Origin of the sequence: Acidovorax sp. CCYZU-2555 (assembly GCF_018413525.1) — a bacterium.
Taxonomy (GTDB): domain Bacteria; phylum Pseudomonadota; class Gammaproteobacteria; order Burkholderiales; family Burkholderiaceae_C; genus Comamonas.
On record NZ_JAHCDD010000027.1, the window covers coordinates 38,012 to 61,916 of the forward strand.

24 protein-coding genes are annotated in these 23,905 nt (G+C 66.4%); 7 read left to right on the forward strand and 17 right to left on the reverse strand.

What is annotated here, in order from left to right:
- Positions 1–8: 8 nt before the first annotated feature.
- Positions 9–1,511, forward strand: coding sequence for a glycerol kinase GlpK (gene glpK / locus KHY18_RS11535; RefSeq protein ID WP_213299596.1), 1,503 nt, complete (start codon positions 9–11; stop codon positions 1,509–1,511).
- Positions 1,512–1,672: 161 nt separating this feature from the next.
- On the forward strand, positions 1,673–2,503 hold the full coding sequence (gene proC / locus KHY18_RS11540) for a pyrroline-5-carboxylate reductase (RefSeq protein ID WP_213299599.1): 831 nt from the start codon (positions 1,673–1,675) through the stop codon (positions 2,501–2,503).
- A 116-nt stretch (positions 2,504–2,619) separates the two neighbouring features.
- On the opposite strand, the gene ygiD is transcribed toward proC, so the two are convergent.
- From ygiD to recG, 5 genes are all read right to left on the reverse strand, one after another.
- Positions 2,620–3,492: a 4,5-DOPA-extradiol-dioxygenase gene (gene ygiD / locus KHY18_RS11545; RefSeq protein ID WP_249729065.1), complete on the reverse strand. Its 873-nt coding sequence runs from the start codon at positions 3,490–3,492 to the stop codon at positions 2,620–2,622.
- 144 nt (positions 3,493–3,636) lie between these two features.
- Entirely contained in the window at positions 3,637–4,011 is a 375-nt protein-coding gene (locus KHY18_RS11550) for a hypothetical protein (protein WP_213299604.1), read from the reverse strand.
- A gap of 37 nt (positions 4,012–4,048) precedes the next feature.
- On the reverse strand, positions 4,049–4,963 hold the full coding sequence (gene ubiA, locus KHY18_RS11555) for a 4-hydroxybenzoate octaprenyltransferase (protein WP_213299607.1): 915 nt from the start codon (positions 4,961–4,963) through the stop codon (positions 4,049–4,051).
- Positions 4,964–5,136: 173 nt separating this feature from the next.
- On the reverse strand, positions 5,137–6,102 hold the full coding sequence (locus KHY18_RS11560; protein ID WP_213299610.1) for a LysR substrate-binding domain-containing protein: 966 nt from the start codon (positions 6,100–6,102) through the stop codon (positions 5,137–5,139).
- 100 nt (positions 6,103–6,202) lie between these two features.
- Positions 6,203–8,323: an ATP-dependent DNA helicase RecG gene (gene recG / locus KHY18_RS11565; protein WP_213299614.1), complete on the reverse strand. Its 2,121-nt coding sequence runs from the start codon at positions 8,321–8,323 to the stop codon at positions 6,203–6,205.
- A 160-nt stretch (positions 8,324–8,483) separates the two neighbouring features.
- Between recG and KHY18_RS11570 the strand changes: the two genes are divergently transcribed.
- Both KHY18_RS11570 and queA read left to right on the forward strand, forming a co-directional pair.
- Positions 8,484–9,749: an HD-GYP domain-containing protein gene (locus KHY18_RS11570; RefSeq protein ID WP_213299617.1), complete on the forward strand. Its 1,266-nt coding sequence runs from the start codon at positions 8,484–8,486 to the stop codon at positions 9,747–9,749.
- A 116-nt stretch (positions 9,750–9,865) separates the two neighbouring features.
- The gene (gene queA / locus KHY18_RS11575) at positions 9,866–10,954 is read left to right on the forward strand and encodes a tRNA preQ1(34) S-adenosylmethionine ribosyltransferase-isomerase QueA (protein ID WP_213299620.1); all 1,089 of its coding nucleotides are present in this window, start codon (positions 9,866–9,868) and stop codon (positions 10,952–10,954) included.
- Positions 10,955–10,989: 35 nt separating this feature from the next.
- Here the strand turns inward: queA and KHY18_RS11580 are convergent, their stop codons facing one another.
- Genes KHY18_RS11580 through KHY18_RS11595 form a run of 4 tightly spaced genes read right to left on the reverse strand, consistent with a single transcriptional unit; the run spans position 10,990 to position 14,674 of the window.
- Complete coding sequence (locus KHY18_RS11580) at positions 10,990–11,748, reverse strand: iron ABC transporter ATP-binding protein (protein ID WP_213299623.1); 759 nt, start codon at positions 11,746–11,748, stop codon at positions 10,990–10,992.
- Positions 11,745–12,749 carry an iron chelate uptake ABC transporter family permease subunit gene (locus KHY18_RS11585; RefSeq protein WP_213299626.1) on the reverse strand — a complete coding sequence of 335 codons (1,005 nt, stop codon included), beginning with the start codon at positions 12,747–12,749 and terminating at the stop codon, positions 11,745–11,747. The genes KHY18_RS11580 and KHY18_RS11585 overlap by 4 nt, the downstream gene beginning before the upstream one ends.
- A gap of 1 nt (position 12,750) precedes the next feature.
- A complete protein-coding gene (locus tag KHY18_RS11590) occupies positions 12,751–13,746 on the reverse strand; it encodes an ABC transporter permease (protein WP_213299629.1) in 996 nt (331 codons plus the stop codon).
- Positions 13,727–14,674 (reverse strand): siderophore ABC transporter substrate-binding protein, encoded by a 948-nt coding sequence (locus KHY18_RS11595; protein WP_213299632.1) that lies wholly within the window; start codon positions 14,672–14,674, stop codon positions 13,727–13,729. Before KHY18_RS11595 ends, KHY18_RS11590 begins: the two co-directional genes overlap by 20 nt.
- Positions 14,675–14,994: 320 nt before the next feature.
- Between KHY18_RS11595 and KHY18_RS11600 the strand changes: the two genes are divergently transcribed.
- Positions 14,995–15,894, forward strand: coding sequence for a DMT family transporter (locus KHY18_RS11600; protein ID WP_213299635.1), 900 nt, complete (start codon positions 14,995–14,997; stop codon positions 15,892–15,894).
- On the opposite strand, the gene KHY18_RS11605 is transcribed toward KHY18_RS11600, so the two are convergent.
- The 8 genes from KHY18_RS11605 to rpe form a co-directional block, all read right to left on the reverse strand.
- Complete coding sequence (locus KHY18_RS11605) at positions 15,886–16,638, reverse strand: uracil-DNA glycosylase (RefSeq protein WP_213299637.1); 753 nt, start codon at positions 16,636–16,638, stop codon at positions 15,886–15,888. The two genes, KHY18_RS11600 and KHY18_RS11605, sit on opposite strands and share 9 nt — an antisense overlap.
- Before the next feature lie 14 nt (positions 16,639–16,652).
- Positions 16,653–17,453, reverse strand: coding sequence for an indole-3-glycerol phosphate synthase TrpC (trpC, locus tag KHY18_RS11610; protein WP_213299640.1), 801 nt, complete (start codon positions 17,451–17,453; stop codon positions 16,653–16,655).
- A gap of 28 nt (positions 17,454–17,481) precedes the next feature.
- On the reverse strand, positions 17,482–18,528 hold the full coding sequence (gene trpD / locus KHY18_RS11615; protein ID WP_213299643.1) for an anthranilate phosphoribosyltransferase: 1,047 nt from the start codon (positions 18,526–18,528) through the stop codon (positions 17,482–17,484).
- Between the two features lie 8 nt (positions 18,529–18,536).
- Positions 18,537–19,121, reverse strand: coding sequence for an aminodeoxychorismate/anthranilate synthase component II (locus tag KHY18_RS11620; protein ID WP_213299646.1), 585 nt, complete (start codon positions 19,119–19,121; stop codon positions 18,537–18,539).
- A 4-nt stretch (positions 19,122–19,125) separates the two neighbouring features.
- On the reverse strand, positions 19,126–19,467 hold the full coding sequence (locus KHY18_RS11625; RefSeq protein WP_213299649.1) for a chorismate mutase: 342 nt from the start codon (positions 19,465–19,467) through the stop codon (positions 19,126–19,128).
- Positions 19,464–20,963 (reverse strand): anthranilate synthase component I, encoded by a 1,500-nt coding sequence (gene trpE / locus KHY18_RS11630; RefSeq protein WP_213299652.1) that lies wholly within the window; start codon positions 20,961–20,963, stop codon positions 19,464–19,466. The genes KHY18_RS11625 and trpE overlap by 4 nt, the downstream gene beginning before the upstream one ends.
- Before the next feature lie 245 nt (positions 20,964–21,208).
- Complete coding sequence (locus tag KHY18_RS11635; protein ID WP_213299655.1) at positions 21,209–21,910, reverse strand: phosphoglycolate phosphatase; 702 nt, start codon at positions 21,908–21,910, stop codon at positions 21,209–21,211.
- A gap of 156 nt (positions 21,911–22,066) precedes the next feature.
- On the reverse strand, positions 22,067–22,753 hold the full coding sequence (gene rpe, locus KHY18_RS11640; protein ID WP_213299658.1) for a ribulose-phosphate 3-epimerase: 687 nt from the start codon (positions 22,751–22,753) through the stop codon (positions 22,067–22,069).
- Positions 22,754–22,782: 29 nt separating this feature from the next.
- Here rpe and apaG point away from each other — a divergent pair, with 29 nt between their 5' ends.
- Together apaG and KHY18_RS11650 are read left to right on the forward strand one after the other, a co-directional pair.
- Entirely contained in the window at positions 22,783–23,190 is a 408-nt protein-coding gene (apaG, locus tag KHY18_RS11645; protein WP_213299661.1) for a Co2+/Mg2+ efflux facilitator ApaG/CorD, read from the forward strand.
- The coding region (locus KHY18_RS11650) for a transporter-like protein (RefSeq protein ID WP_249729066.1) at positions 23,191–23,905 on the forward strand (715 nt) is incomplete at its 3' end.

Below are 23,905 nucleotides of genomic sequence, written 5' to 3' on the forward strand. Positions count from 1 at the left end.
ATCCCGACATGACCTACCTGCTCGCCCTCGACCAAGGCACTTCCAGCTCCCGCAGCATTCTTTTCGACGCCCAGGGCCGCATCGTCGCCCAGGCCCAGCTCGAACTGCCGCAGATCTATCCGCGCCCGGGCTGGGTCGAGCATGACCCACTGGAAATCTGGCGCACCCAGCTGAGCACGGCGCGCGCCGCGCTGGCCCAGGCCGGCGTCCCGGCCAGCCAGGTGCGCGCGCTGGGCATCACCAACCAGCGCGAGACCACCGTGGTGTGGAATCGCCAGACCGGCCAGCCCATACACCATGCCATCGTCTGGCAGGACAGACGCGCCGAACCCGCGTGCGCCCAGCTGCGCGAAGGCGGCCATGCCGACAGCATCCAGCAGAAGACCGGTCTGCGCATAGACGCCTACTTCTCGGCGACCAAGCTGCAGTGGCTGCTCGACGAAGTGCCGGGCGCGCGCGCCGCGGCCGAACGCGGCGAACTCGCGTTCGGCACCATAGACAGCTGGCTGATCTGGCAGCTCACGCAGGGCAAGCGCCATGTGACCGACGTCAGCAATGCCTCGCGCACCATGCTGTTCAATGTGCACAGCAACCAATGGGACGACGAGCTGCTCGCGCTGCTGCGCATTCCCAGGTCGCTGATGCCCGAAGTGCTGCCTTCGGCCAGCGACTTCGGCCAGACCGCGACCGACGTGCTGGGCGCGGCCATCGCCATCGGCGGCGTCGCCGGCGACCAGCAAAGCGCCTTGTTCGGCCAGGCCTGCTTCAAGGCCGGCATGGCCAAGAACACCTACGGCACGGGCTGCTTCATGCTGATGCATACCGGCGCCAACTTCCAGACTTCGCACAACGGCCTGCTCACCACCAGCGCCGCGCAGACCGGCGCCACGCGCGCGTTCGCGCTCGAAGGCAGCGTGTTCATCGGCGGTGCCGTGGTGCAGTGGCTGCGCGACGGCCTGCAGGCCATAGAGCACAGCGGCCAGGTGCAGTCGCTGGCCGAAAGCGTGCCCGACTCGGGCGGCGTGATGCTGGTGCCGGCCTTCACCGGCCTGGGCGCGCCCTATTGGAAGCCCGATGCGCGCGGCACGATCACCGGCCTCACGCGCGGCAGCTCGCTGGCGCATATCGCGCGCGCGGCGCTGGAATCGATTGCCTACCAGAGCGCGGCCCTGCTGCTGGCCATGAGCCGCGACGCGGTGGAGAGCGGCGGCGCGCCCGTGAGCGAGCTGCGCGTCGATGGCGGCGCCTGCGTCAACAATCTGCTGATGCAGTTCCAGGCCGACCTGCTGGGCATTCCCGTGGTGCGGCCCGCCGTGGTCGAAACCACGGCGCTGGGCGCGGCCTATCTCGCCGGCCTGTCGTCGGGCGTCTATCAAAGCACCGACGAACTGACCGAACTGTGGGTCGCCGAACGGCGCTTCATGCCCACCCTGCCCCCGTCGCGCGCCAAGGAACTGATGGCCCGCTGGGAACATGCCGTGGCCCAGGCATCATTGGACTACACCCCCTGAGCGCCTTCGGCGCTTCCCCCTCTCAACCTTCGGTGGAGGGGGACGGCACCATCGCTGCGGGGCGGCCCTTGCTCGGTGCCCCCGCGCTGGTGCATGCCAAGTCGCAGTGCAGCCCGACAATAAGTTGGACGCCCACCCCTTTCATCATTCAGCGAAACACCATGAGCACCACCTCTCCCCTGTCCACGACCATTGCCTTCATCGGCGGCGGCAATATGGCCAGCGCCATCATCGGCGGCCTGCTGCGCCAGGGCGTGACCGCCGACCGCATCGAAGTGGTCGAGCCCTTTGAAGCCGCGCGCGCGGCGCTGCAAAGCCAGTTCGGCATCACGGCGCGCGCCGAAGCCAGCGACGCGCTGGCACGCGCCCAGCTCGTGGTCTGGGCCGTCAAGCCCCAGACCTTCAAGGACGCGGCCGCCGCAGCGGCGCCGCATACCGCCGACGCGCTGCACCTGAGCGTGGCCGCGGGCATTCCCACGGCGAGCATCGCGCAGTGGCTGGGCAGCGAGCGCATCGTGCGCGCCATGCCCAACACGCCCGCGCTGATCGGCCAGGGCATCACGGGCCTGTTCGCGCGCCCGGCCGTGGATGCCGCGGGCAAGGAGTTGGTCGAAACGGTGGTGGCCAGCACGGGCAAGCATCTGTGGGTCGAGCAGGAGGAGCAGCTCGACGCCGTCACGGCACTGTCGGGTTCGGGCCCGGCCTATGTGTTTCTGTTCCTCGAAGCCATGACCCAGGCCGGCGTCGACATGGGCCTGGGCGCGCACCAGTCGTACCAACTTGCGGTCGCGACCTTCCAGGGCGCTTCGGAACTCGCCGCGCGCTCCAGCGAGCCGGTCGACGTGCTGCGCCAGCGCGTGACCAGCAAGGGCGGAACGACGCATGCGGCCATCAGCCATATGCAGCAGGCCGGTGTGCCCGAGCAGTTCATCGCCGCCATGCGCGCCGCCGAACACCGCGCCAAGGAACTGGCGCAAGAGTTCGGCAAATAACAAGCCCCCCTGAGCGGCTTTGCCGCTTGCCCCCAGGGGGACGGCAGCCTCGCTGCCCCTCCAGGAGGGCCCCTCGCGCCTTGGGGCGGCGCGGCGGCGCTCAGGGCGCCCCTGCGCTATGCGCCCCAGATCACGGAACGCATGGCGATGGCCGCGCCCTGGTAGTCGGCGTTGAAATAGCGCGGCGACTCCTGGGCGTGCACCGCGCCGGCCGCGTAGAGCAGCGGCAGGAAATGCTCATGCGAGGGGTGGGCCATTTGCGCCAGCGCGCCCAGCGCCTGGAAGCGCGCGAGCGCGGCCAGGTCCTGGGCGTCGATCACGCTTTTCATCTGCTGGTCGAATTCGATCGCCCAGTCATAGGCCTGGTTGGGCGCCGCCGAGCGCTGCATGGCGCGCAGGTTGTGCACGATGTTGCCGCTGCCCACGAGCAGCACGCCCTGCTCGCGCAGCGCGCGCAGCTGCAGGCCCAGCGCGTAATGCTCGGCCGGCGGCCGGCTGTAGTCCATGCTCAGCTGCACCACGGGGATGTCCGCGTCGGGGAACATGGGCTTGAGCACCGACCAGGTGCCGTGGTCCAGCCCCCACTCATCGGCATCGACGCCCAGCGGCGCCGCGCTGCCCGGCGTCCTGAGCTGCGCGGCCAGGGAGCGCGCGACCACGGGCGCGCCCGGAGCCGGGTACTGCTGGTCGAGCAGTTCCTGCAGAAAACCGCCGAAATCATGGATGGTGCGCGGATCGGCCATGCCGGTCAGGAACCAACCGCCGCGCGTGAGCCAATGCGCCGAGATGCAGACGATCAGCTGCGGGCGTGCGTGCTTTTGCAGCAGCTCGGCGCCCAGCGCCTGCCAGCTTTGGCGGTAATGGGTGTCCTGGATCGCGTTCATCGGGCTGCCATGACCCACAAACAGCACGGGCAGCCGCGCCGAAGGCTTGAGCTGCTGGATTCCGGCCTGCGCTGCGGCCGTGGAAAAATCATTCCATGCGGTCATTCCCACTCCTGCGGCGGTACAGGCCGCGGCGCCAACGGCTGCGGCCATGAGGTGTCTGCGTTGCAAAATTGCGCTCCCAATGAATCACCGGACTGTAAAGGCCGTGGACCGGAAGCGCAGCCGCAGGCGCAAAAACCCCGGGCGTCAGCGCTGCGCCGCTGCGCGTGCCGCCGACGCAGGCAGTGGGCGGCGCAGCACCTGCACGCCCAGTTCCTGCGCCAGGCCGTCGACTTCCTGTTCGGCGAACTCGCGCACGCAGGCCAGCAGCGAAATCATGCCGGCGTCGGTGGACTGCCCCAGCAGTTCGTGGGCGTCGAGCAGCGCATCGAGCAGGTGCTGGCCTTCGGCTTCGGACAACCCGCCCTGGCCCACGCGCAGCTGGCCCTGGCCATCGCGCTGCACCAGCGCCGCCTGCAGCAGCTGCAGACGACCGGCCGCCGAAGCCGCCTGGAGTTCGTAGAGCGCCTGGCTGGCGCGGTCGGCGGCGGGAAAACGCATGACGATCAGGTTCTGGCCCATGGCGAGTCCTTTCAAGTGCCGACGTGCGGCTGGCCTGTCAACGCAAAGCAAACCCCAGTGCCACGCCCGCGAACAGCGTGGCTCCTATCCAGTGGCTCTTGCTGAATGCCACGAAGCAGCCGGCGCGCGTGCGCTCGCGGATCAGCGTGAAATGCCAGATGATCTGCGCCAGCGCCGCGCCCATGCCCAGCGCCAGCGGCCAGCCCAGGCGATAAGGCCACAGCGCCCACAGCGTCAGCAGCCAGGACAGCGCAAAGAACGCCATGATGCCGGTCACATCCCAGCGGCCCAGCGTGATCGCCGAGGTCTTCATGCCGATCTTCAGGTCATCGTCGCGGTCGACCATCGCGTACTCGGTGTCGTAGGCCAGCACCAGGAACATGTTGGCCAGCCACAGCGTCCAGCCGGTCGCGGTGACCGTGCCCAGCACCGCGGCAAACGCGATGACGATGCCGAAATTGAACGCAATGCCCAGGAAGGCCTGGGGCATGGAGAAGAAACGCTTGGTGAACGGGTAGAGGATGGTGAACAGCACTGCGGGCACCGACCAGGCGACGGCTTCCCAGCGCGTGGTCAGCACCAGGCCCAGCGCGACCAGCGCCAGAAAGGCGCCCAGCACCACGGCTTCCTTGACCGATACCTGGCCCGATGTGATGGGGCGCTGCGTGGTGCGCTTCACATGCCGGTCGAAATCGCGATCGGCGATGTCGTTGATGCAACAGCCTGCGCTGCGCATCAGCACCGTGCCGAGCACGAACACCAGCAGCAGATGCCAGCCCGGAAAACCCTCGGCCGCAACCCACAGCGCGGCCAGCGTGGGCCAGACCAGCACCAGCCAGCCCGCGGGGCGGTTCCAGCGAATCAGGTCGAGGTACAGCGACAGCCGCGAACGCGGTGCTTCAGGCGGCGGCGCGGTAGCGCGCTCGGTGGAGGAAACGGCAATGTGTGACATAGGGTCCATGCGCAACACCCGCCCAGCGCGGGTAGAAGTCAGAAACAGGGGCGCGGTGCCCCGTCCACAATGTAGCGCAGACCCGGCTCCGGGAAAAGCCACCCGCGCGCCGTGGGCGCGGGGCGAGGAAGACGGACCAGGGCCGCGCCGGCCCCAGCCTCATGCCCGCAGGCTCAGGAAATTCTTTCGACGCCCGGCAGATTGCAGGCGTAGACCGCGTTGCGCAGCGCGGCAATCGCTTCGTAGCGCGTGAAGCTGCGGCGCCACACCAGCACCACGCGGCGGCTGGGCGTGACCAGGCCGTCTTCGGTGCGGATAGGCAGGTAGCGGATATGCGGTTCGTCGTTCTTGCGGCGGCGCACCGGGGCTTCGAGCGCGTCGCGCGGCACCGACAGACGCGGCACCAGCGTCACGCCCATGCCCGCGGCGACCATGTGCTTGATGGTTTCGAGCGACGAGCCTTCGAACGTGCGGCGAATGCCTTCGGCATTGCTCGCATAGCGCGCGAATTCGGGGCAGACTTCGAGCACATGGTCCCGGAAGCAGTGGCCCGAACCCAGCAGCAGCATGGTTTCGTTCTTGAGTTCGATGGTCGAGACCGAATCCTGCTGGGCCAGCGGATGGTTGCTGGGCACGGCGGCCATGAAGGGCTCGTCGTACAGCGGCGCAGTCGCGAGACCGGTATCGGGGAAAGGCTCGGCAACGATGGCGCAGTCGATTTCACCGGTGCGCAGCATTTCCAGCAGCTTGACGGTGTAGTTTTCCTGCAGCATCAGCGGCATCTGCGGCGTGCGCTGGATCGCATGGCGCACCAGCTCGGGCAGCAGGTAGGGGCCAATCGTATAGATGACACCCAGCGTCAGCGCGCCGGCCAGCGGGTCCTTGCCACGCTTGGCAATTTCCTTGATGGCAGCGGCTTGCTCCAGCACGCTTTGCGCCTGGCGCACGATTTCCTCGCCCAGGGGCGTGACCGAGACTTCGCCCGCGCTGCGCTCGAAAAGTTTGACGTCCAGCTCTTCCTCGAGCTTCTTGATGGCCACGGATAGCGTAGGTTGCGACACGTAGCATGCTTCGGCAGCGTGTCCAAAATGCTTCTCGCGGGCCACCGCAACGATGTACTTGAGTTCAGTGAGGGTCATGAATTGGGGTCCTGGGCCATGCGGAACGCCTATTGTCGCGGCACTTTGGCATCAGTGCTGATATCGACGTTGCCAAGTCTGCTATTTCGAAGGTTACATATCATGCCTTGAGAAACTCGGCTTTGCCACCTAACCAGCGCGCAACATGGCGTTCGGCAAGCTGAGGAAAGCGGTCCAGCATCTCTGGCGCGCACTCGCGCGCCCATTCCAGCAAGTCGGTATCGGTGGCCAGATCGGCAAAGCGCAGCATCGCCGCACCCGATTGGCGCGCTCCCAGGAACTCGCCCGGACCGCGAATTTCCAGATCGCGGCGCGCGATTTCAAAGCCGTCATTGGTTTCGGCCATCGCGCGCAGCCGCTCCTTGGCCGTTTCGCCGAGCTTGCCGTTGTCGCCCACGGCATACAGCAGCACGCAGGCCGAAGCCGCCGCGCCACGGCCCACGCGCCCGCGCAACTGGTGCAACTGGCTCAGGCCAAACCGTTCGGAATGCTCGATCACCATCAGCGAGGCATTGGGCACGTCGACACCGACCTCGATCACCGTGGTGCTGACCAGCACCCCCATCACGCCTGCGGTGAACAGTTCCATCACCGCCTTTTTCTCGGCCGTGGGCATGCGCGAATGCAGCAGGCCGACCATCACGCCGGGCAGCGCGTCGCTCAGATCCATATGGGTCGCGGTGGCGTTCGACAGGTCGAGGGCTTCGCTCTCTTCGATCAGCGGGCAGACCCAATAGACCTGCCGGCCCGAAGCCACCTGCGCCGCGATGCGCTCTATGACTTCATCGCGCCGGCTGTCGGCAATCAGTTTGGTGACGATGGGCGTGCGCCCCGGCGGCAGTTCGTCGATGGTCGAGACGTCGAGGTCGGCGTAGTAGCTCATGGCCAGCGTGCGCGGAATGGGCGTGGCGCTCATCATCAGCATGTGCGGCTCCAGCCCGGTGTGGGCGAGCTTTTGCCGCAAGGCCAGGCGCTGGGCGACGCCGAAGCGGTGCTGCTCGTCGATCACCGCGAGCGCGAGGTTGTGGAACTGCACCTGCTCCTGGATCACCGCATGCGTGCCGACCACCAGCGCGGCTTCGCCGCTGGCCACGAGTTCGAGCATCGCCGTGCGCTGCTTCTTTTTCTGCGCACCCGCGAGCCAGGCGACTTTCTTGCCCAGCGGCTCGAGAATTTTTTCCAGCCAGCCGACCAGCTTGCCGAAATGCTGCTCGGCGAGGATTTCGGTGGGCGCCATCAGCGCGCACTGCCAGCCCGCGGCAATGCAGGTCACGGCCGACAGCGCCGCGACCACGGTCTTGCCCGATCCCACATCGCCCTGCAGCAGCCGGTGCATGGGCACGGGCCGCGCCATGTCGGCCGCAATCTCGGCGCACACGCGCTGCTGGGCGCGCGTCAGGCCGAACGGCAGCTGGGCCAGAAACTGGGTGTCGAGCGGCACTTCGCCCGGCAGGCCCGACGGCAGCGTCAGCGACGGCGCGCGCAGCCGCGCGCGTTCGCGCTTGGACTGGTATTGCGACAGCTGCTGGGCCAGCAGCTCCTCGGCCTTGAGGCGTTGCCAGGCCGGGTGGCTGTGGTCTTCGAGCGTGGCCAGCGCCACGTCGGGCGTGGGGTTGTGCAGGAATCTGAGTGCGTCGCGCAGGCTGAACAGCGGCTGCAGCCCGCCGGCACCAAACGTCTGGTGCACGGGCGGCGCGGCCTGCGGCGGCAAGGTGTCGCTCAGGTCGGCACGCTGCAGTGCGCTGGCGATCGCGCGGCGCAGATAAGGCTGAGGCAGACCCGCGACCGTGGGGTAAATGGGCGTCAGCGCAGCCGGCAATTCGCCGCCCGCCAGGCGAAACGCCGGGTGCATCATCTGCCGCCCCCAGAACCCGCCCTTGATCTCGCCGCGAATGCGCAGCTGCGCGCCCACGGACAACGTCTTCTGGTGCGAAGGGTAAAAACTGAAGAAGCGCAGCTCGCAGCTGCCTGTGTCGTCCTCGACATGCACCACCAGCTGGCGGCGCGGGCGCAACTGCACTTCACTGGAAATCACCGTGGCCTCGATCTGCACCGTGGAGCCGTCGCGGGCATTGCGCAGCGGCGTGATCCGCGTTTCATCCTCATAGCGCAGCGGCAAATGCAGCGCCAGATCGATGTCACGCGTCAGCCCCAGCTTGAGCAGTGCTTTTTGTGCACTGTTGGCGGAGGCTTTGGACGGGGAGGAAGACGGGGCAGGCATCAACGGCTGGTAATCTGGGTCATATGGAAAAGGCACAATAGGGGATCGCTTGCGCGCAAACCGCGCACCGCAGCACGGCAGCACGGCACGACAGCCTGAGTAAAAAGGCTACCATGCTCCGGTCCACATTTCGTCAGGTTACCTTTCACGCCCCGCTCCCATGCTCAAGCGCCTCAATGTCCAGCACCTCTCGCAGGGCATGTATCTGCACGAATTCTGCGGCTCCTGGCTCGCGCACCCGTTCTGGCGCAGCCGTTTCCTGATCAAATCAGCGGAAGAGCTGGCCAAACTGCGCAGCGGCACCATCCAGGAGGTGTGGATCGACGTGCGCAAGGGCTCCGATGTGCCGCCCGAAGTGGAATGCCTGATCTACGATCCCGACACCGCGACCTTCATCGACCCGCCCAACGCGCGCTCCTCGCGGCCCGAGCGCCCGCGCTCGGCGCACGGTGCGAACAGCAGCAGCATCGATGAGGAATTGCAGCGCGCCGCGAGCCTGTGCCAGCGCGCGCATCCGGCGATCAGCCAGCTGTTCACCCAGGCGCGCGATGCCCAGGGCATAGACATCCACCCGGTCTACCGCCTGGTCGAGGACATCACCGATTCGATAGAGCGCAACCCGAGCGCGCTGACCAGCCTGGTGCGCCTCAAGGAAGCCGATCAATACACCTATCTGCACTGCCTCGCGGTCTGCGCGCTGATGGCGGCACTGGCCCGGCGTCTGGGCCTCGACGACCACAGCGTGCGCAAGGCCGCGCTCGCGGGCCTGCTGCACGACCTGGGCAAGGCCAGCATCAGCCCCGAGATCCTGAACAAGCCCGGGCCCCTGGACGACTACGAGTTCGCCATCATGCGCACCCACGCGGCCAAGGGCTGGCAGATGCTGCAGTCGATGGAGATCGACCCGGCGGTGCGCGACGCCTGCCTCTACCACCATGAAAAGATAGACGGCACGGGCTACCCGCACCAGCTCGCGGGCGAGAGCATTCCGCTGCTGGCACGCATGACCGCCATCTGCGACGTCTATGACGCCGTGACATCCAACCGCCCTTACAAGCGCGGCTGGCCGCCGGCCGAGGCCATACGCCGCATGGCGCAGTGGAGCCGTACCCACCTGGATCACAAGCTGTTCGAGGCTTTCGTGCAGACCGTGGGCATGTACCCCGTAGGCTCGCTGGTGCGGCTGCATTCCAGTCTGCTCGCCGTGGTGATAGAGCCGTCGGAAGTGTCGCTGCTCGCACCGCGGGTCAAGGTGTTCTACGCGATCAAGACGCAGCAGCGGCTCACGCCGTACGTCGTCGATCTCGCCGCCATCACCTGCGAGGAGCGCATCGCCAAGCATGAGAATCCCGATGACTGGCCGTTCGACGATATTGAATCCCTGTGGCGCGGGCGCGCACCCAGCGAGGAAGCGGCCACCGCCTGAACGTTCGGCGGCCGGTCACAAAGACAACAAGGGCCGCGTCCATATCGTTTCTTTGCGACAATTCCAGCTCCTTTTTTGACCCTTGGAACGGGCCCTGTCCGGCCCTCAAGAACTGCATGTCTTCCAGCCCTCGCGCCTTCACGCTCAGCGACTTCGACTTCGAGCTTCCCGAATCCCTCATTGCCCAGCATCCCACGCCCGAACGCAGCGCCTCGCGCCTGCTCGACGGCCGTGCCGCACCCTCGGTGCACCGGATCTTCCGCGAACTGCCCGAACTGCTCAACGCCGGCGATCTGCTGGTGTTCAACGACACGCGCGTGCTCAAGGCGCGGCTGTTCGGCGAGAAAGCCAGCGGCGGCAAGCTCGAGCTGCTGATCGAGCGCGTGCTCGAAGGCGGCCAGGTGGTTGCGCACATGCGCGTCAGCAAGAAGCCCCTGCCCGGCGCGCGCATCCACATGTGCGGAGGTCTGCGCGGCGGTGGTTTCGACGCTCTTCTGCTGGGCCGCTGGCCCGACGAGAACGGCCCGCTGTTCCGCTTCGAACTGCAGGGCCCCGCGGGCGAGACGCCTTACGAACTGATGGAGCGCCACGGCCACCTGCCGCTGCCGCCCTACATCGAGCGCCAGCAGTCCGAAGGCAACGATCCCGATGCCGCCGAAGACAGCCAGCGCTACCAGACCGTGTTCGCCAACAAGCCCGGCGCCGTCGCCGCGCCCACGGCCGCGCTGCACTTCGACGAAGCCGTGCTGGCCCGCCTGGCCGAGCGCGGCGTGGAGCGCGCAAGCGTGACGCTGCATGTGGGCGCGGGCACGTTCCAGCCGGTCAAGACCGAGAACCTCGCCGAGCACCAGATGCACAGCGAGTGGTACGACATTCCGTTCGCCACGCTGGCAGCGCTCGAGCGCTGCCGCCAGCGCGGCGGGCGCGTGATCGCCGTGGGCACGACCACGGTGCGCACGCTCGAGTCCTGGGCCAAGAGCGGCAACATCCAGGGCGACACCAACATCTTCATCACGCCGGGCTTCCAGTTCGAAGTCGTCGACATGCTGGTCACCAACTTCCACCTGCCCAAGAGCACGCTGATGATGCTGGTCAGCGCACTGGCCGGCTACGAGCAGGTGATGTCGCTGTACCAGCAGGCGATCGCCCACCACTACCGCTTCTTCAGCTACGGCGACTCCATGCTGCTGGAGCGCCAGCGCTGAGACTGCGCTGGGCTTGGAAAGGCCTTTGGGCAGGTTCAGGCGAAGTAGTGACAGAGCCGCTGGCCCTTGACCTCGTGCACCGTGACTTCGATGCCGTAAAGCGCCGACAGCACTTCGTCCTGCACCACCTGCTGCGGCGGGCCTTCGTGGGCCACGGCGCCGTCCTTCATGGCGATGATGTGGTCTGCGTAGCAGGCCGCGAAGTTGATGTCGTGCAGCACCACGACCACGGTCTTGCCGCGCTCGTCGACCGCGCGGCGCAGCAGCTTCATCATCGCCACGGCATGCGCCATGTCGAGGTTGTTGAGCGGCTCGTCGAGCAGCATGTAGGGCGTGTCCTGGCACAGCACCATGGCGATGTAGGCACGCTGGCGCTGGCCGCCCGAAAGTTCGTCGAGAAAGCGCTCGGCCAGCGGCTGCAGCTGCAGGTATTCGAGCGCGTCCTCGACATGGCGCAGGTCTTCGGGCGTGAGCCGGCCCTTGCTGTGCGGAAAGCGCCCGAACCCCACGAGATCGCGCACCGTGAGGCGCAGCGCCGACTGGTTGTCCTGGCGCAGGATGGCCAGCACGCGCGACAGCGCGTCGCTGGCCGTGGTCGCGACATCGAGGCCGTCGACGCTCACCGCGCCGCCGCTCAGGGGCATCAGCCGGCTGACCAGCGACAGCAGCGTCGACTTGCCCGCGCCGTTGGGGCCGATGATGGCCGTGAACTGCTGCTTCGGAATCTGCAGCGAAACCGCGTTCAGCACCGTGGTGCTGCCGTGGCGCTTGACCACATCGCGTGCGTCGATCATGTCTTGCCCTTGCGCATCAACAAATAAATGAACACCACGCCGCCGAGGAACTCGACGACGATGGACAGCGAGGTGTTGAACGCGAACACCTGCTCGAGAATCACCTGGCCGCCCAGCAGCAGCACGCAGCCCCACAGCACGGCCGCGGGCAGCACCCAGTTGTGGCGGCGCGTTCCCATCCACTGGTAGGCCATGTTGCTCACCAGCAGACCGAAGAACGTCACCGGGCCGACCAGCGCCGTCGACACCGCGACCAGGCAGGCCATCACCACCAGCAGCTGCAGCACCTGGCGCTGGTAGTCCACGCCGAGGTTCACGGCGACGTCGCGGCCCAGCGCCAGCACGTCGAGCACATGGCGCTGGCGCCAGATCCAGCCCGCGCCCAGCAGCATCAACGCCAGCGAAGGCCACAGCAGCTGCACCTGGATCGAGTTGAAGTTGGCGAACATCCGGTCCTGCAGCGTCGCGAACTCGTTGGGATCGATCATGCGCATCGCGAAGCTGGTCAGGCTGCGAAAGAAGATGCCGCCGACCATGCCCACCAACAGCATCAGGTGCAGGCTGCTGGCCTGGCCGGTGAACAGCCAGCGCATCAGCAGCACGCTGAAGAACACCATCAGCACGATCTCGAGCAGGTACTTGGGCAGCACGCCCCAGGCAATGACGCCCGATGCGCCCAGCAGCAGCACCAGCACCGCCTGCAGGAACAGGTACAGCGCGTCCAGCCCCATCACCGACGGCGTGAGAATGGTGTTGTGGGTGATGGTCTGGAAGACCACGGTCGACATGCCGATCGCGCCGGCCACGACCAGCATCGTCAGCAGCTTGATGCCGCGGTGCTCGAGCACGAACGTCCAGTCGGTCTGCACGCCCACGGTCATGAACGCCAGGCAGGCCAGCACGGCAAGCAGCGCCAGCAGGTTCAGCCGCGTGCGCGGCTGGCGCCAGCGCTCGGCCCAGGACAGCGCGCGCGGCGCGGCGGTTTGCAAAGTGTTTTCCATTTCAGCCTGCACGTTGACGGCGGCGCACGATCAGCACCAGGAACAGCGCGCTGCCGACCACGCCCATCACCGTACCCACGGGAATTTCATAGGGCGCGATCACCAGCCGCCCCACCAGATCGCACAGCAGCGTGAGCCCCGCGCCCGCGATCGCGACCCACAGCACGCTGCGGCGCACGTTGTCGCCGACGATCAGGCGCACGACATTGGGAACGATCAGCCCGACGAAGGGAATGCTGCCCACGGTCACGACCACGCAGGCCGTGACCACGGCCACGACCACCAGGCCCTGCCAGACCAGTCGCTTGTAATTGAGTCCGAGATTGGTGGCGAACGACTCGCCCAGGCCCGCGACCGTGAAACGGTCGGCCGCCAGACAGGCCAGCAGCGTCACGCCCAGCGACAGCCACAGCATTTCGTAGCGGCCGTCGATGACCACCGAGAAATCGCCGTTGGACCAGGCGCGCAGCGACTGAATCAGGTCATGCTGATAGGCGAAGAACATCGCACCGGCATCGATCACGCCGGCCAGCACCAGGCCGACCAGCGGCACGATCCAGGCCGAACGCAGCTTCACGCGCGACAGCACCGCGAGGAACAGCGCCGTGCCGGCCAGCGCCATCAGCGCCGAGACGCCCATCTTGGCCCAGACCGACCAGTCGGGCGCCCACAGCGCCATCATCAGCATGCCCAGCGTCGCCGATTCGACCGTGCCCACCGTGGAGGGCTCGACGAAATGGTTGCGCGCGAGCATCTGCATCAGCAGGCCTGCGACCGCCATCGACGAGCCCGCGAGAATCAGCGCCAGCGTGCGCGGCACGCGGCTGTAGAGCAGCACCTGCGCGACCATGTCGTCCTCGTTCGAGGACCACAGCGTGTTCCACGACACGTCGCTCACGCCCACCGACAGGCTCCACAGCGCCAATGCAAAAAGGGCCACCAGGGCCCCGGACCATGCCGCAACGAAGGCGGGGGTCTTACTTGCGCGCGAAGGCATCCGACAGTTGCTGGATATTGGTTCTCAGGGCGCCGGGGCTGGCGTTGGACAGCAGATACCAGTTGGCGGCGTTCAGGTAGACCACCTGCTTGCTGCGCCAGGCCTTGGTCGCCTGCACCAGCTTGTTGTCGAGCAGCTTCTGCGCGGCTTGGCCTTCGCGGCCAATCGCGGCGTCGCGGTCGAGCACGAACAGCCATTCGGGATTGGCCTTGAGCAGGTATTCGAAGGACACGGCCTGGCCATGCTTGGAGACTTCGATCTTCTGCGGCAGCGGCTTCATGCCGAACACGGTGTAGAGCATGTCGAAGCGCGAACCCGGACCATAGACGCTGAGCTTGCCGCCGTTGGTCATCAGGAACAGGCCCGGGCCCTGCTTGGCGGCCTGGGTGCGCAGACCCGCGATTTCCTGCTCGATGGTCTTGATCTCGGCTTCGCCCTTTTCGGCCAGGCCGTAGACCGCGGCGATCGCGCGGATGTTGCGGTAGACCTCTTCGAGCTGCTTCTGGTTGTCGAGCGTGACGTCGAGCACGGGGGCGAACTTGCGCAGCGCCTCGAGCTTGGGCTCCGAACGGTTGCCGGCAATGATCAGATCGGGCTTGAGCGCATTGATCTTTTCATAGTCGGGCTCGAACAGGCTGCCGATATGCGGGTACTTGGCATTGTCGGAATAGGCAGCGAGCAGCGGCGGCAGGTTGGTGCTGGGAATGCCTTGAACGTTGCCGCCCAGCGCCTGGATGATGTCCAGCGCCGACAGATCGAGCACCAGCACGGTCTTGGGCTTGAGGGGCAGGCTGACTTCGCCCGAACTGTCCTTGACGGTGACGGTCTGCGCCGCCCAGCCAGCGGCAGTGCCACCGGCCATGCTCAACACCACACCCCATTGACCCAGGCGGCCCATCGCCTGACGGCGCGTCACGGAAAACGTCATAAACCCCAATCCTTCCACACGATAACGGCAAAAAACATCCGCAGGGTCTGCGCTGCACCGGTGCACGGCGAGCACTCCATTTGCGAACAATTATCATTTTGCATCCTACCAGAAGCTCAGGGTTAATCCGTATACGCATGGTTTTTCCACGGTTGCCCGCATGGCTGCTGCGCCATCCGCGACACGCCATGTCTGCGCTCGGGTAAACGCGCACGCCACAGGGCCTAGAATGATTTGTCTGCGCGGTCCATCCGGCCGCGCAAATTCATATCCAGCCGCAATCGCGGCCGATTCATTCAAAAAAAGAGAGGGTGGGCGCGATGTCCTCCTGGTTTGCGGGACTGTCCCCATCCGTGCGCGCCGCGCTGACGGGCATAGGCTTGACGGTATGCGCCTGCGCGCTGTTCGCGCTGCTCGACAGCGCGACCAAGTTCAGCGGCCAGGCCCTGCCCATGCTGCTGGTGGTCTGGCTGCGCTATCTGGCCCAGGCGCTGGTGACGACAGCGCTGGTGCTGCCGCGCTACGGCTGGACGATATTGCGCACCCAGCACCCGCGCTTTCAGCTCAGCCGTTCGGCCTTTGGCATGGCGACCACCTGCATCGCCTTTTTCTGCATCCAGAGCATGCCGCTGGGCAACTTCACCGCGATCTGGTCCGCGAGCCCGCTGCTGATCGTCGTCGCCTCGGCCTGGCTGTTCAGAGAGCGCATCAGCGGCATGCGCCTGGTGCTGCTGCTGATAGGCCTGGCCTGCGTGATCCTGATCGTGCGCCCCGAAAGCACCGACCAGCCGCTGGGCTGGCGCAGTCTGCTGCCCATGGCGCTGCTGCTGTGCGGCACCGGCTACCAGCTGCTGGGCAGCCGGCTCGCGCGCCTCGATGAGCCCGCGACCACCCAGCTCTACACCACCTGGCTGCCGCTGCTGCTCACGGCCCCGCTGCTGCCCTTGTTCTGGCAAAGCGTGACCAGCTGGCAGCTCTGGGGCGCGGTGCTGGTGATGGGCGTGTGCAGCGGCGTGGGCCACCTGCTGCTGCTGCAGGCCTACCGCGTCGCCACGCCGGCGACGATCTCGCCGTTTCTCTACAGCCAGATCGGCTTCGCCATGGCCATGGGTTGGCTGTTCTTCGGCCAGGTGCCCGACCCGCTGTCGCTGCTGGGAATGTGCGGCGTGGTGCTGTGCGGCATGGCCAGCATCTGGCTCAGCATGAGAGAGTCACGCTGAACCCAAGGCCCCGTTCACGCCGCGCGCTTCGCGAAACGCGCGCGCCTGACCGAAATGCCCGTTGCCTATGAACGGCACGGGCGGGCGCAGCGCCGACAGCGGCGAGGGGTGATTGCTGGTCAGCACCAGATGGCCGCGGTCCGTGGGAATCCAGGCCTGCTTCGACTGCGCATGGCTGCCCCAGAGCATGAACACCACGGGATGCGGGCCTTCGGCCACATGGCGGATCACGGCGTCGGTCAGGGCTTCCCAGCCGCGCTTGCTGTGGCTTGCGGCCTGGCCCTCTTCCACCGTGAGGCAGGTGTTGAGCAGCAGCACGCCATGCGTGGCCCAGTTGGTCAGGCTGCCGCCTGGCACGGGAAAGGCCGGAATGGGCGTGCCCAGGTCGCGCTGCATCTCCTTGAAGATGTTGCGCAGCGACGGCGGCAGGCGCACGCCGGACGCGACCGAGAACGCCAGGCCTTCGGCCTGGCCGCGGCCGTGGTACGGGTCCTGGCCCAGAATCACCACGCGCACCGCTTCGGGCGGCGTGAGTTCGAGCGCGCGCAGCGGCTGGGGCGGAAAGATCGCCGCGCCCGCGTCGAGCCGCGCCTGCAGGAACGCCAGCAGTTGCTGGCCGCCGGCGCTCGCGAAAAAGCCGTCGACCAGCGGCTGCCAGCCCGCGGCCACGGGCCAGTCGGCCGGGTTCGCGGTCTGCAACTGGGTCGCGGCGTCGGGCACAAGAGTGTCGAACGGTTGCTGCATGTAGTTGCGCGGTTTCAGGAGAACAGCTTGGCGAGCGCCAGGCCGGGGTCATCGGCGCGCATGAACGCTTCGCCGACCAGGAAGGCGTTGACGCCCGCGTCGCGCAGCGTCTTCACGTCGGCGGGCGTCAGAATGCCCGATTCGGTGACCAGCAGCTTGTCGGCCGGCACCTGCTTTTGCAGCTCCAGCGTGGTCTGCAGGCTCACTTCGAAGGTGCGCAGGTTGCGGTTGTTGATGCCCAGCAGCGCGGTCTTGAGGCGCAGCGCGCGCTCGAGTTCGGCCGCATCGTGCACTTCGACCAGCACCGCCATGTCGAGGCTGCGCGCCACGGCTTCCATCTCGGCCATTTGCGCGTCGTCGAGGCAGGCCGCGATCAGCAAGATGCAGTCGGCGCCCATGGCGCGCGACTCATAGACCTGGTAGGGGTCGATCAGGAAATCCTTGCGCAGCACCGGCAGCAGGCAGCTTGCGCGCGCCTGCTTCAGGTAGTCGACGCTGCCCTGGAAGAACTGCTTGTCGGTCAGCACCGAGAGGCAGGCCGCGCTCACCTTGCCGTCGCCGTCGGCATAGCTTTGCGCGATGTCGGCGGGAATGAAGTCGGCGCGTATCACGCCCTTGGACGGGCTGGCTTTCTTGACTTCGGCGATCACGGCCGCATGGCCCTTGGCGATCTTCGCGCGCAGCGCGCCTTCGAAATCACGCGTGAGCACGCGGCTTTCGGCATCGCGGCGCATGTCGGCCAGCGGCATGCGTTTGCGGGCAGCGGCGAGTTCTTCGCGCTTGACCGCCACGATCTTGTTGAGGATGTCGGACATGGGAAGCTTTCGGTATCGGGGGAGAAATTCAAACAGCGCGGGCGCTCGACAGCGCCTGCGACTTGGCGATCAGTTGCTGCAGCTTGGCCAGTGCCGCGCCGCTGTCGATCACCTGCTGAGCGCGCAGCAGGCCTTCGGCGATGCTGGGCACCACGTTCGCCGCGTACAGCGCCGCGCCGGCATTGAGGCACACGATATCGCGCGCCGGGCCCTTGGCACCTTGCAGCACGCCGCGCAGCATGGCCATCGACTCCTCGGGGTTCTCGACGCGCAGCGAGCGCGTGCTGGCCATCTGCAGGCCGAAGTCTTCGGGGTGGATTTCGTACTCGTGCACCGCGCCGTCCTTGAGCTCGCCGACCAGCGTGCTCGCGCCCAGGCTGATTTCGTCCAGCCCGTCGCGGCCGTAGACCACAAGCGCGTGTTCGGCGCCCAGGCGCTGCAGTGCGCGCACCTGGATGCCCACGAGGTCTTCGTGGAACACGCCCATCAGGATGTTGGGCGCGCTTGCCGGGTTGGTCAGCGGGCCCAGGATGTTGAACAGCGTGCGCACGCCCAGTTCCTTGCGCACCGCGGCGACGTTCTTCATCGCCGGATGGTGGTTGGGAGCGAACATGAAGCCTATGCCCACATCGGCGATGCACTCGGCAATCGCTTCGGCCGACAGGTTCAGGTTGACGCCCAGCGCTTCCATCGCGTCGGCGCTGCCGCTCTTGCTCGAGACGCTGCGCCCGCCATGCTTGCTCACCTTGCCGCCGGCCGCGGCAATGACGAACATCGAGCAGGTGGAGATGTTGAAGGTGTTGGCGCCGTCGCCGCCCGTGCCGACAATGTCGACCAGATGGTTGGTGTCGGCCACCTGCACGCGCAGCGAGAACTCGCGCATGACCTGCGCGGCGGCCGTGATTTCGCCAATGGTTTCCTTCTTCACGCGCAGGCCCGTGAGGATGGCCGCGGTCATCAGCGGCGACATTTCGCCGCCCATGATCATGCGCATCAGGTGCAGCATTTCGTCATGGAAGATTTCGCGGTGTTCGATGGTGCGCTGCAGCGCAGCCTGGGGAGTGATCTGTTTCATGCCGGGTCTCAGGCCTTTTGTTCCAGGAAGTTGCGCAGCATCGCGTGGCCATGCTCGGTCAATATGCTTTCGGGGTGGAATTGCACGCCCTGAATGGCCAGTTCGCGGTGGCGCACGCCCTGGATCTCGCCGTCTTCGCTGGTCGCGGTGATCTCCAGCACATCGGGCAGGCTTGCGCGCTCGATCACCAGCGAGTGGTAGCGGTTGACGGTGAACTGCCGCGGCAGATCGGCGAACACGCCCGACTGCGTGGTGGTGATCACGCTGGTCTTGCCGTGCATCTGCTGCTGGGCGCGGATGATGCGCCCGTCGAACGCCGCGCCAATGCTCTGGTGGCCCAGGCACACGCCCAGGATGGGCAGCTTGCCGGCGAAGTGCTTGATGGCCGCGACCGAAATGCCGGCTTCGGCCGGCGAGCAGGGGCCGGGCGAGACAACGAGGCGCTCGGTGCCTTCGGCCTGCATGCGCGCGGCCAATTCCTCGAGCGTGATTTCGTCGTTGCGCACCACGCTGACCTCGGCACCGAGTTCGCCGAAGTACTGGACGATGTTGTAGGTGAAGCTGTCGTAGTTGTCGATCATCAGGAGTTTCATGGCATCACTCCTTGTCAGCCTGAGGGGCCAGGCCCGCGGCGCGCAGGCGCGCGAGTTCCTGGTGTTCGTAGGCGATGAACAGCTCCATCATCGCGCGGTAGACCTGTTCGATCAGTTCGGGGCTGCCGCCTTCGGCCGTGGCCTGGGCGCGCACGCGCTCCACGATGGCCGCGATGCGCGCTTCGTCGCGCACCAGCTGCGCGTCGTTCTTCACGCGCGCCGCCTGGGTCATGAAGCCGCTGCGCTGCACCAGCAGCGGCACGAGGATGTCGTCGAGAGCGTTCACGCCCTGGCGCACTTCAGCCATGTTCGTGCAGTGGGGCACTTTGTCGATTGCGCGGCTCATTCCAGTCCTTCCTCTACCAATTCAGCGGCGCGCAGCAGCGCCCGCGCCTTGTGTTCCGTTTCGCGCCATTCCATCTCGGGCACCGAGTCGGCGACGACGCCGGCCGCGGCCTGCACATAGAGCATGCCGTCCTTGATCACGCCGGTGCGAATCGCGATCGCCACGTCCATGTCGCCCGCGAAGCTCAGATAGCCGCAGGCGCCGCCGTAGATGCCGCGCTTGACGGGCTCAAGCTGGTCGATGACTTCCATCGCGTGCACCTTGGGCGCGCCGGTCAGCGTGCCCGCGGGGAAGGTCGCCTTGAGCACGTCCATGCTGGTCATGCCGTCGTTGAGCAGGCCTTCGACATTGCTCACGATGTGCATCACATGGCTGTAGCGTTCCACCGCGAAAGCTTCGGTGACCTTGACGCTGCCGGTGCGCGCGATGCGGCCGATGTCGTTGCGCGCCAGGTCGATCAGCATCACATGTTCGGCGCGTTCCTTGGGGTCGTTGATCAGCTCGATTTCCGTCGCCTTGTCGGCCTCGGGCGTGGCGCCGCGTGGGCGCGTTCCGGCCAGCGGACGGATGGTGATCTTCTGGCCTTCGGGCGTCTTTTCCTGGCGCACCAGGATTTCCGGACTCGCCCCCACCACATGGAAATCTCCGAAGTGGTAGTAGTACATGTAGGGGCTGGGGTTGAGCGAGCGCAGCGCGCGGTACAGGCTCAGCGGGCTTTGCGTGTAGCGCTTGTGGATGCGCTGGCCGACCTGCACCTGCATGAAGTCGCCCGCGGCGATCATCTCCTTGGCCTGCTCGACCGCGGCGATGTAATCCGCCTTGGCGAAGCTGCGCTGCGCGGGATGGCTTTCGCTGGCCTTGAGCTGGGGCGCGCTGACCGAATAGCGCAACTGCTCCTTGAGCGCGCGCAGGCGCTTCTTGCCGCGCGAATAGGCTTCCGACTGCGATGGGTCGGCGTAGACGATCAGGTACAGCTTGCCCGACAGGTTGTCGATGACCGCGACTTCCTCGCATTGCAGCAGCAGGATGTCGGGACAGCCCAGGTCGTCGGGCGGGCACGACTTCTCGAGCTTCTTCTCGACATAGCGCACCGCGTCGTAGCCGAAGTAGCCGGCCAGGCCGCCGCAAAAGCGCGGCATGCCGGGCGTCAGCGCGACCTTGAAACGCTGCTGGTAGGCGGCGATGAAGTCCAGCGGATTGCCTTCGTGCGTTTCGACCACCTGGCCATCGGTCACGACTTCCGTTTTGGCGTCGGCGCCAAAGCCGCTGGAGCGCAGCAGGCTGCGCGCGGGCAGGCCGATGAAGCTGTAGCGACCGAAACGCTCGCCGCCGACGACGGATTCGAGCAAGAAGCTGTACTTGCCATCGCCCTGGGCATGGGCCAGCTTGAGGTACAGCGACAGCGGGGTTTCGAGGTCGGCAAAGGCCTCGACCATCAAGGGAATGCGGTTGAAGCCTTGCGCGCTAAGGCTTTTGAATTCGAGTTCTGTGATCACAGAAAGAGCTCCCAGCTCGGGGCGGCAGGCGGTTTCCGTTCGGGAAATACAGCGCGTACCGCAGTTCAATCTAACGGCCCGTCGAGGGCCACGGGTGCACGCTGGGACGTGCCCCAGGTGCCATCAAGCGTTCAAGTGCGTAGGCTTGCGCCAGGGCCAGGCTCCCCGGTCTTTGAGACCTGCAATGAACGTGCGGTGAATGAACATGGGGCAAAGTGTAGCAAACCCGCGCCGGTGCCAGGGCTTCAAGCGCTCAACAACGTGGGAACGACCGTCAATTCCTGCAGGCTGTCGATGCAGGCCTCGGCATCGACGTCGCGCACCGGCTCGCCATGGTTGTAGCCATAGCTGACCAGCACCACCGGGCAGCCCGCGGCGCGCGCGGCCTTGGCGTCGTTGCTCGAGTCGCCGATCATCAGCGTGTGCCGGGGCGCGCTGCCCAGCGCTTCGCAGGTCTTGATCAGCGGCAGCGGGTCGGGCTTCTTGCGCTCGAACGAGTCGCCGCCGAACACATGCTCGAACAGACCGTCGAGCCCCTTGGCCGCGAGCAGCGGCTGGGCGAACGACAGCGGCTTGTTGGTCAGGCAGGCCAGGCGCAGGCCCTGGGCGCGCAAGGCCTCGAGACCTTCGCGCACGCCCGCATACACCTCGGCGTACTGGCCGTTGATCGCCAGGTAATGGTGCTGGTAACGCTCCCAGGCCTGGGGATAGACGGCTTCGATGTCGGCAGCGCCGACATGCGCCAGCACGCTGCGAATCAGATGCTCCGAGCCCTTGCCCACCATGGCTTCGATGGCCGCGGGCGCGACCGCCGGCAGCTGAAGATCGGCCAGCATGCCGTTGAGCGCGGCGCTGAAGTCGCCCAGCGTATCGACCATGGTGCCGTCCAGATCCACGATGGCGGCGTCGAAGTTGAAGGAGCGAAGCGAGGGATGGGGCAAAAGCATGGCAAGCTCAAAAAATGGCGGATGACTATCGCCAGTCGAGGGCGCCGCCTGCGAAACTGGCGTGCCCCAGCATTGGGGCAGCGAGGAAGGGCCGCCCCGCACCGAGGCTGCCGTCCCCCTCCACCGAAGGTTGAGAGGGGGAAGCGACGAAGTCGCTCAGGGGGTGCTTAATTTTTCGCGCATGCCGTCGATCACGGCGCGGTAGTCGGGCTTGCCGAAGATCGCGCTGCCGGCGACGAAGGTGTCGGCACCGGCGTCGGCGACGCGGCGGATGTTGTCGCCCTTGATGCCGCCGTCGACTTCAAGGCGTATGTCCTTGCCCGAAGCCTCGATGCGCTTGCGCGCGTCTTCGATCTTGCGGAAGGTGCTGTCGATGAAGCTCTGGCCGCCGAAACCGGGGTTGACGCTCATCAGCAGGATCAGGTCGATGTCGTCGATCATCCAGTCGAGCACGTCGAGAGATGCGGCCGGATTGAACACCAGGCCGGCCTTGCAGCCATGCGACTTGATGGCCTGCACGCTGCGGTGCACATGGGTCGATGCGTCGGGGTGGAAGCTGATGTAGTCGGCGCCGGCCTGGGCGAACGCCTGGGCCAGGGAATCGACGGGCTGCACCATCAGGTGCACGTCGATGGGCACGGCAACACCTTCGGCGGTCTTGGCGTGGGGCTTCAAAGCCTCACAGATCATGGGGCCGAAAGTCAGGTTGGGAACGTAATGATTGTCCATCACGTCGAAGTGGATCCAGTCGGCGCCGGCAGCAATGACGCTGCGGACTTCTTCACCGAGGCGGGAGAAGTCGGCGGACAGAATAGAGGGGGCGATGTGGAAGGTGCGGCTCATCCGTCAATTGTCGCAGTTACTATTGCGCCATGCCGACCAACGACTTTCAGATCGAGGTAACGCCCGAATACCTGCCGGAGCAATCTGCGCCGGAAGCCGGAGTGTTCCGCTTTGCCTACACCATCACCATCACCAACGCGGGCCGAACGCCCGCGCAGTTGATTGCCCGCCACTGGATCATCAGCGACAGCAACGGGCATACCGAGGAGGTCAAGGGCCTGGGCGTCATCGGCCACCAGCCGCTGCTCCAGCCCGGCGAAGCCTTCCAGTACAGCAGCGGCTGCGAGCTGCGCACGTCCAGCGGTACGATGCACGGCAGCTACCTGTGCGTGACCGATGAAGGCGAAACCTTCACCGCGGCGATACGCCTGTTCATGCTCGAAGCCTTCGATTCCGGCGCCAACTCGCGCCCTCTGAGTGACCGCATATTGCACTGAATGAAGCGAACCGCTTACGACCTTCCCCTGCTGCTGCTCGAACTCGATCCGCAGGCCGACCTCGCCCAACGCCATCTGTGGCTGATCCATCTGCTGGCCTGGGTGCGCGCGCCCGCGCCTTCCGTCGATCTGGCCGTAGACCGCGTACGCCAGTTCGTCGATGCACTGGAAGCCGACCCCGCGGCCTGCGCGCGCATGCAGGCCTGGTGGGAGCGGTTCATTGAAACCGTCGACATCACCACGCTGCTGGCCGACTTCGGCTTCGCGCCGCGCACCGCGCTGGCCAGCGAAATGAACGAGCGACTGCGCTACAAGCTGCTGCCGGCAAGCCCCGAGACCATAGACGCCTCCGAGCTGTTCATGCTCGCGCTGCCCGAGGAGTTCGACGCGCGCTGGCTCAATGCGCTCGACGGCGAACTGCTGGCGCGCCTGCGCGTGCTGGTGTCGTCGCAGCAGGATGGCCCTTCGTACTGGCAGCAGACGCTGCTCAGCGCGATCACCTATTGCGCCGGTCAGATCCTTTCGACCGGCTTTGCACCCGAGCTGCGCCTGCGCATGAGCCACAGCGCGCGCCACGAACAGCCCTTTCACGCGCTGATACACGACGTGGAAAACCTGCGCGTCGAAGTGATGCTCGCGCTGCGCACGCCCGATCGCCTGCTGGCCGCGGAGCAGCGGCTGCGCGATCGGCTCGACGCCTGCCGCGCGGCCACGG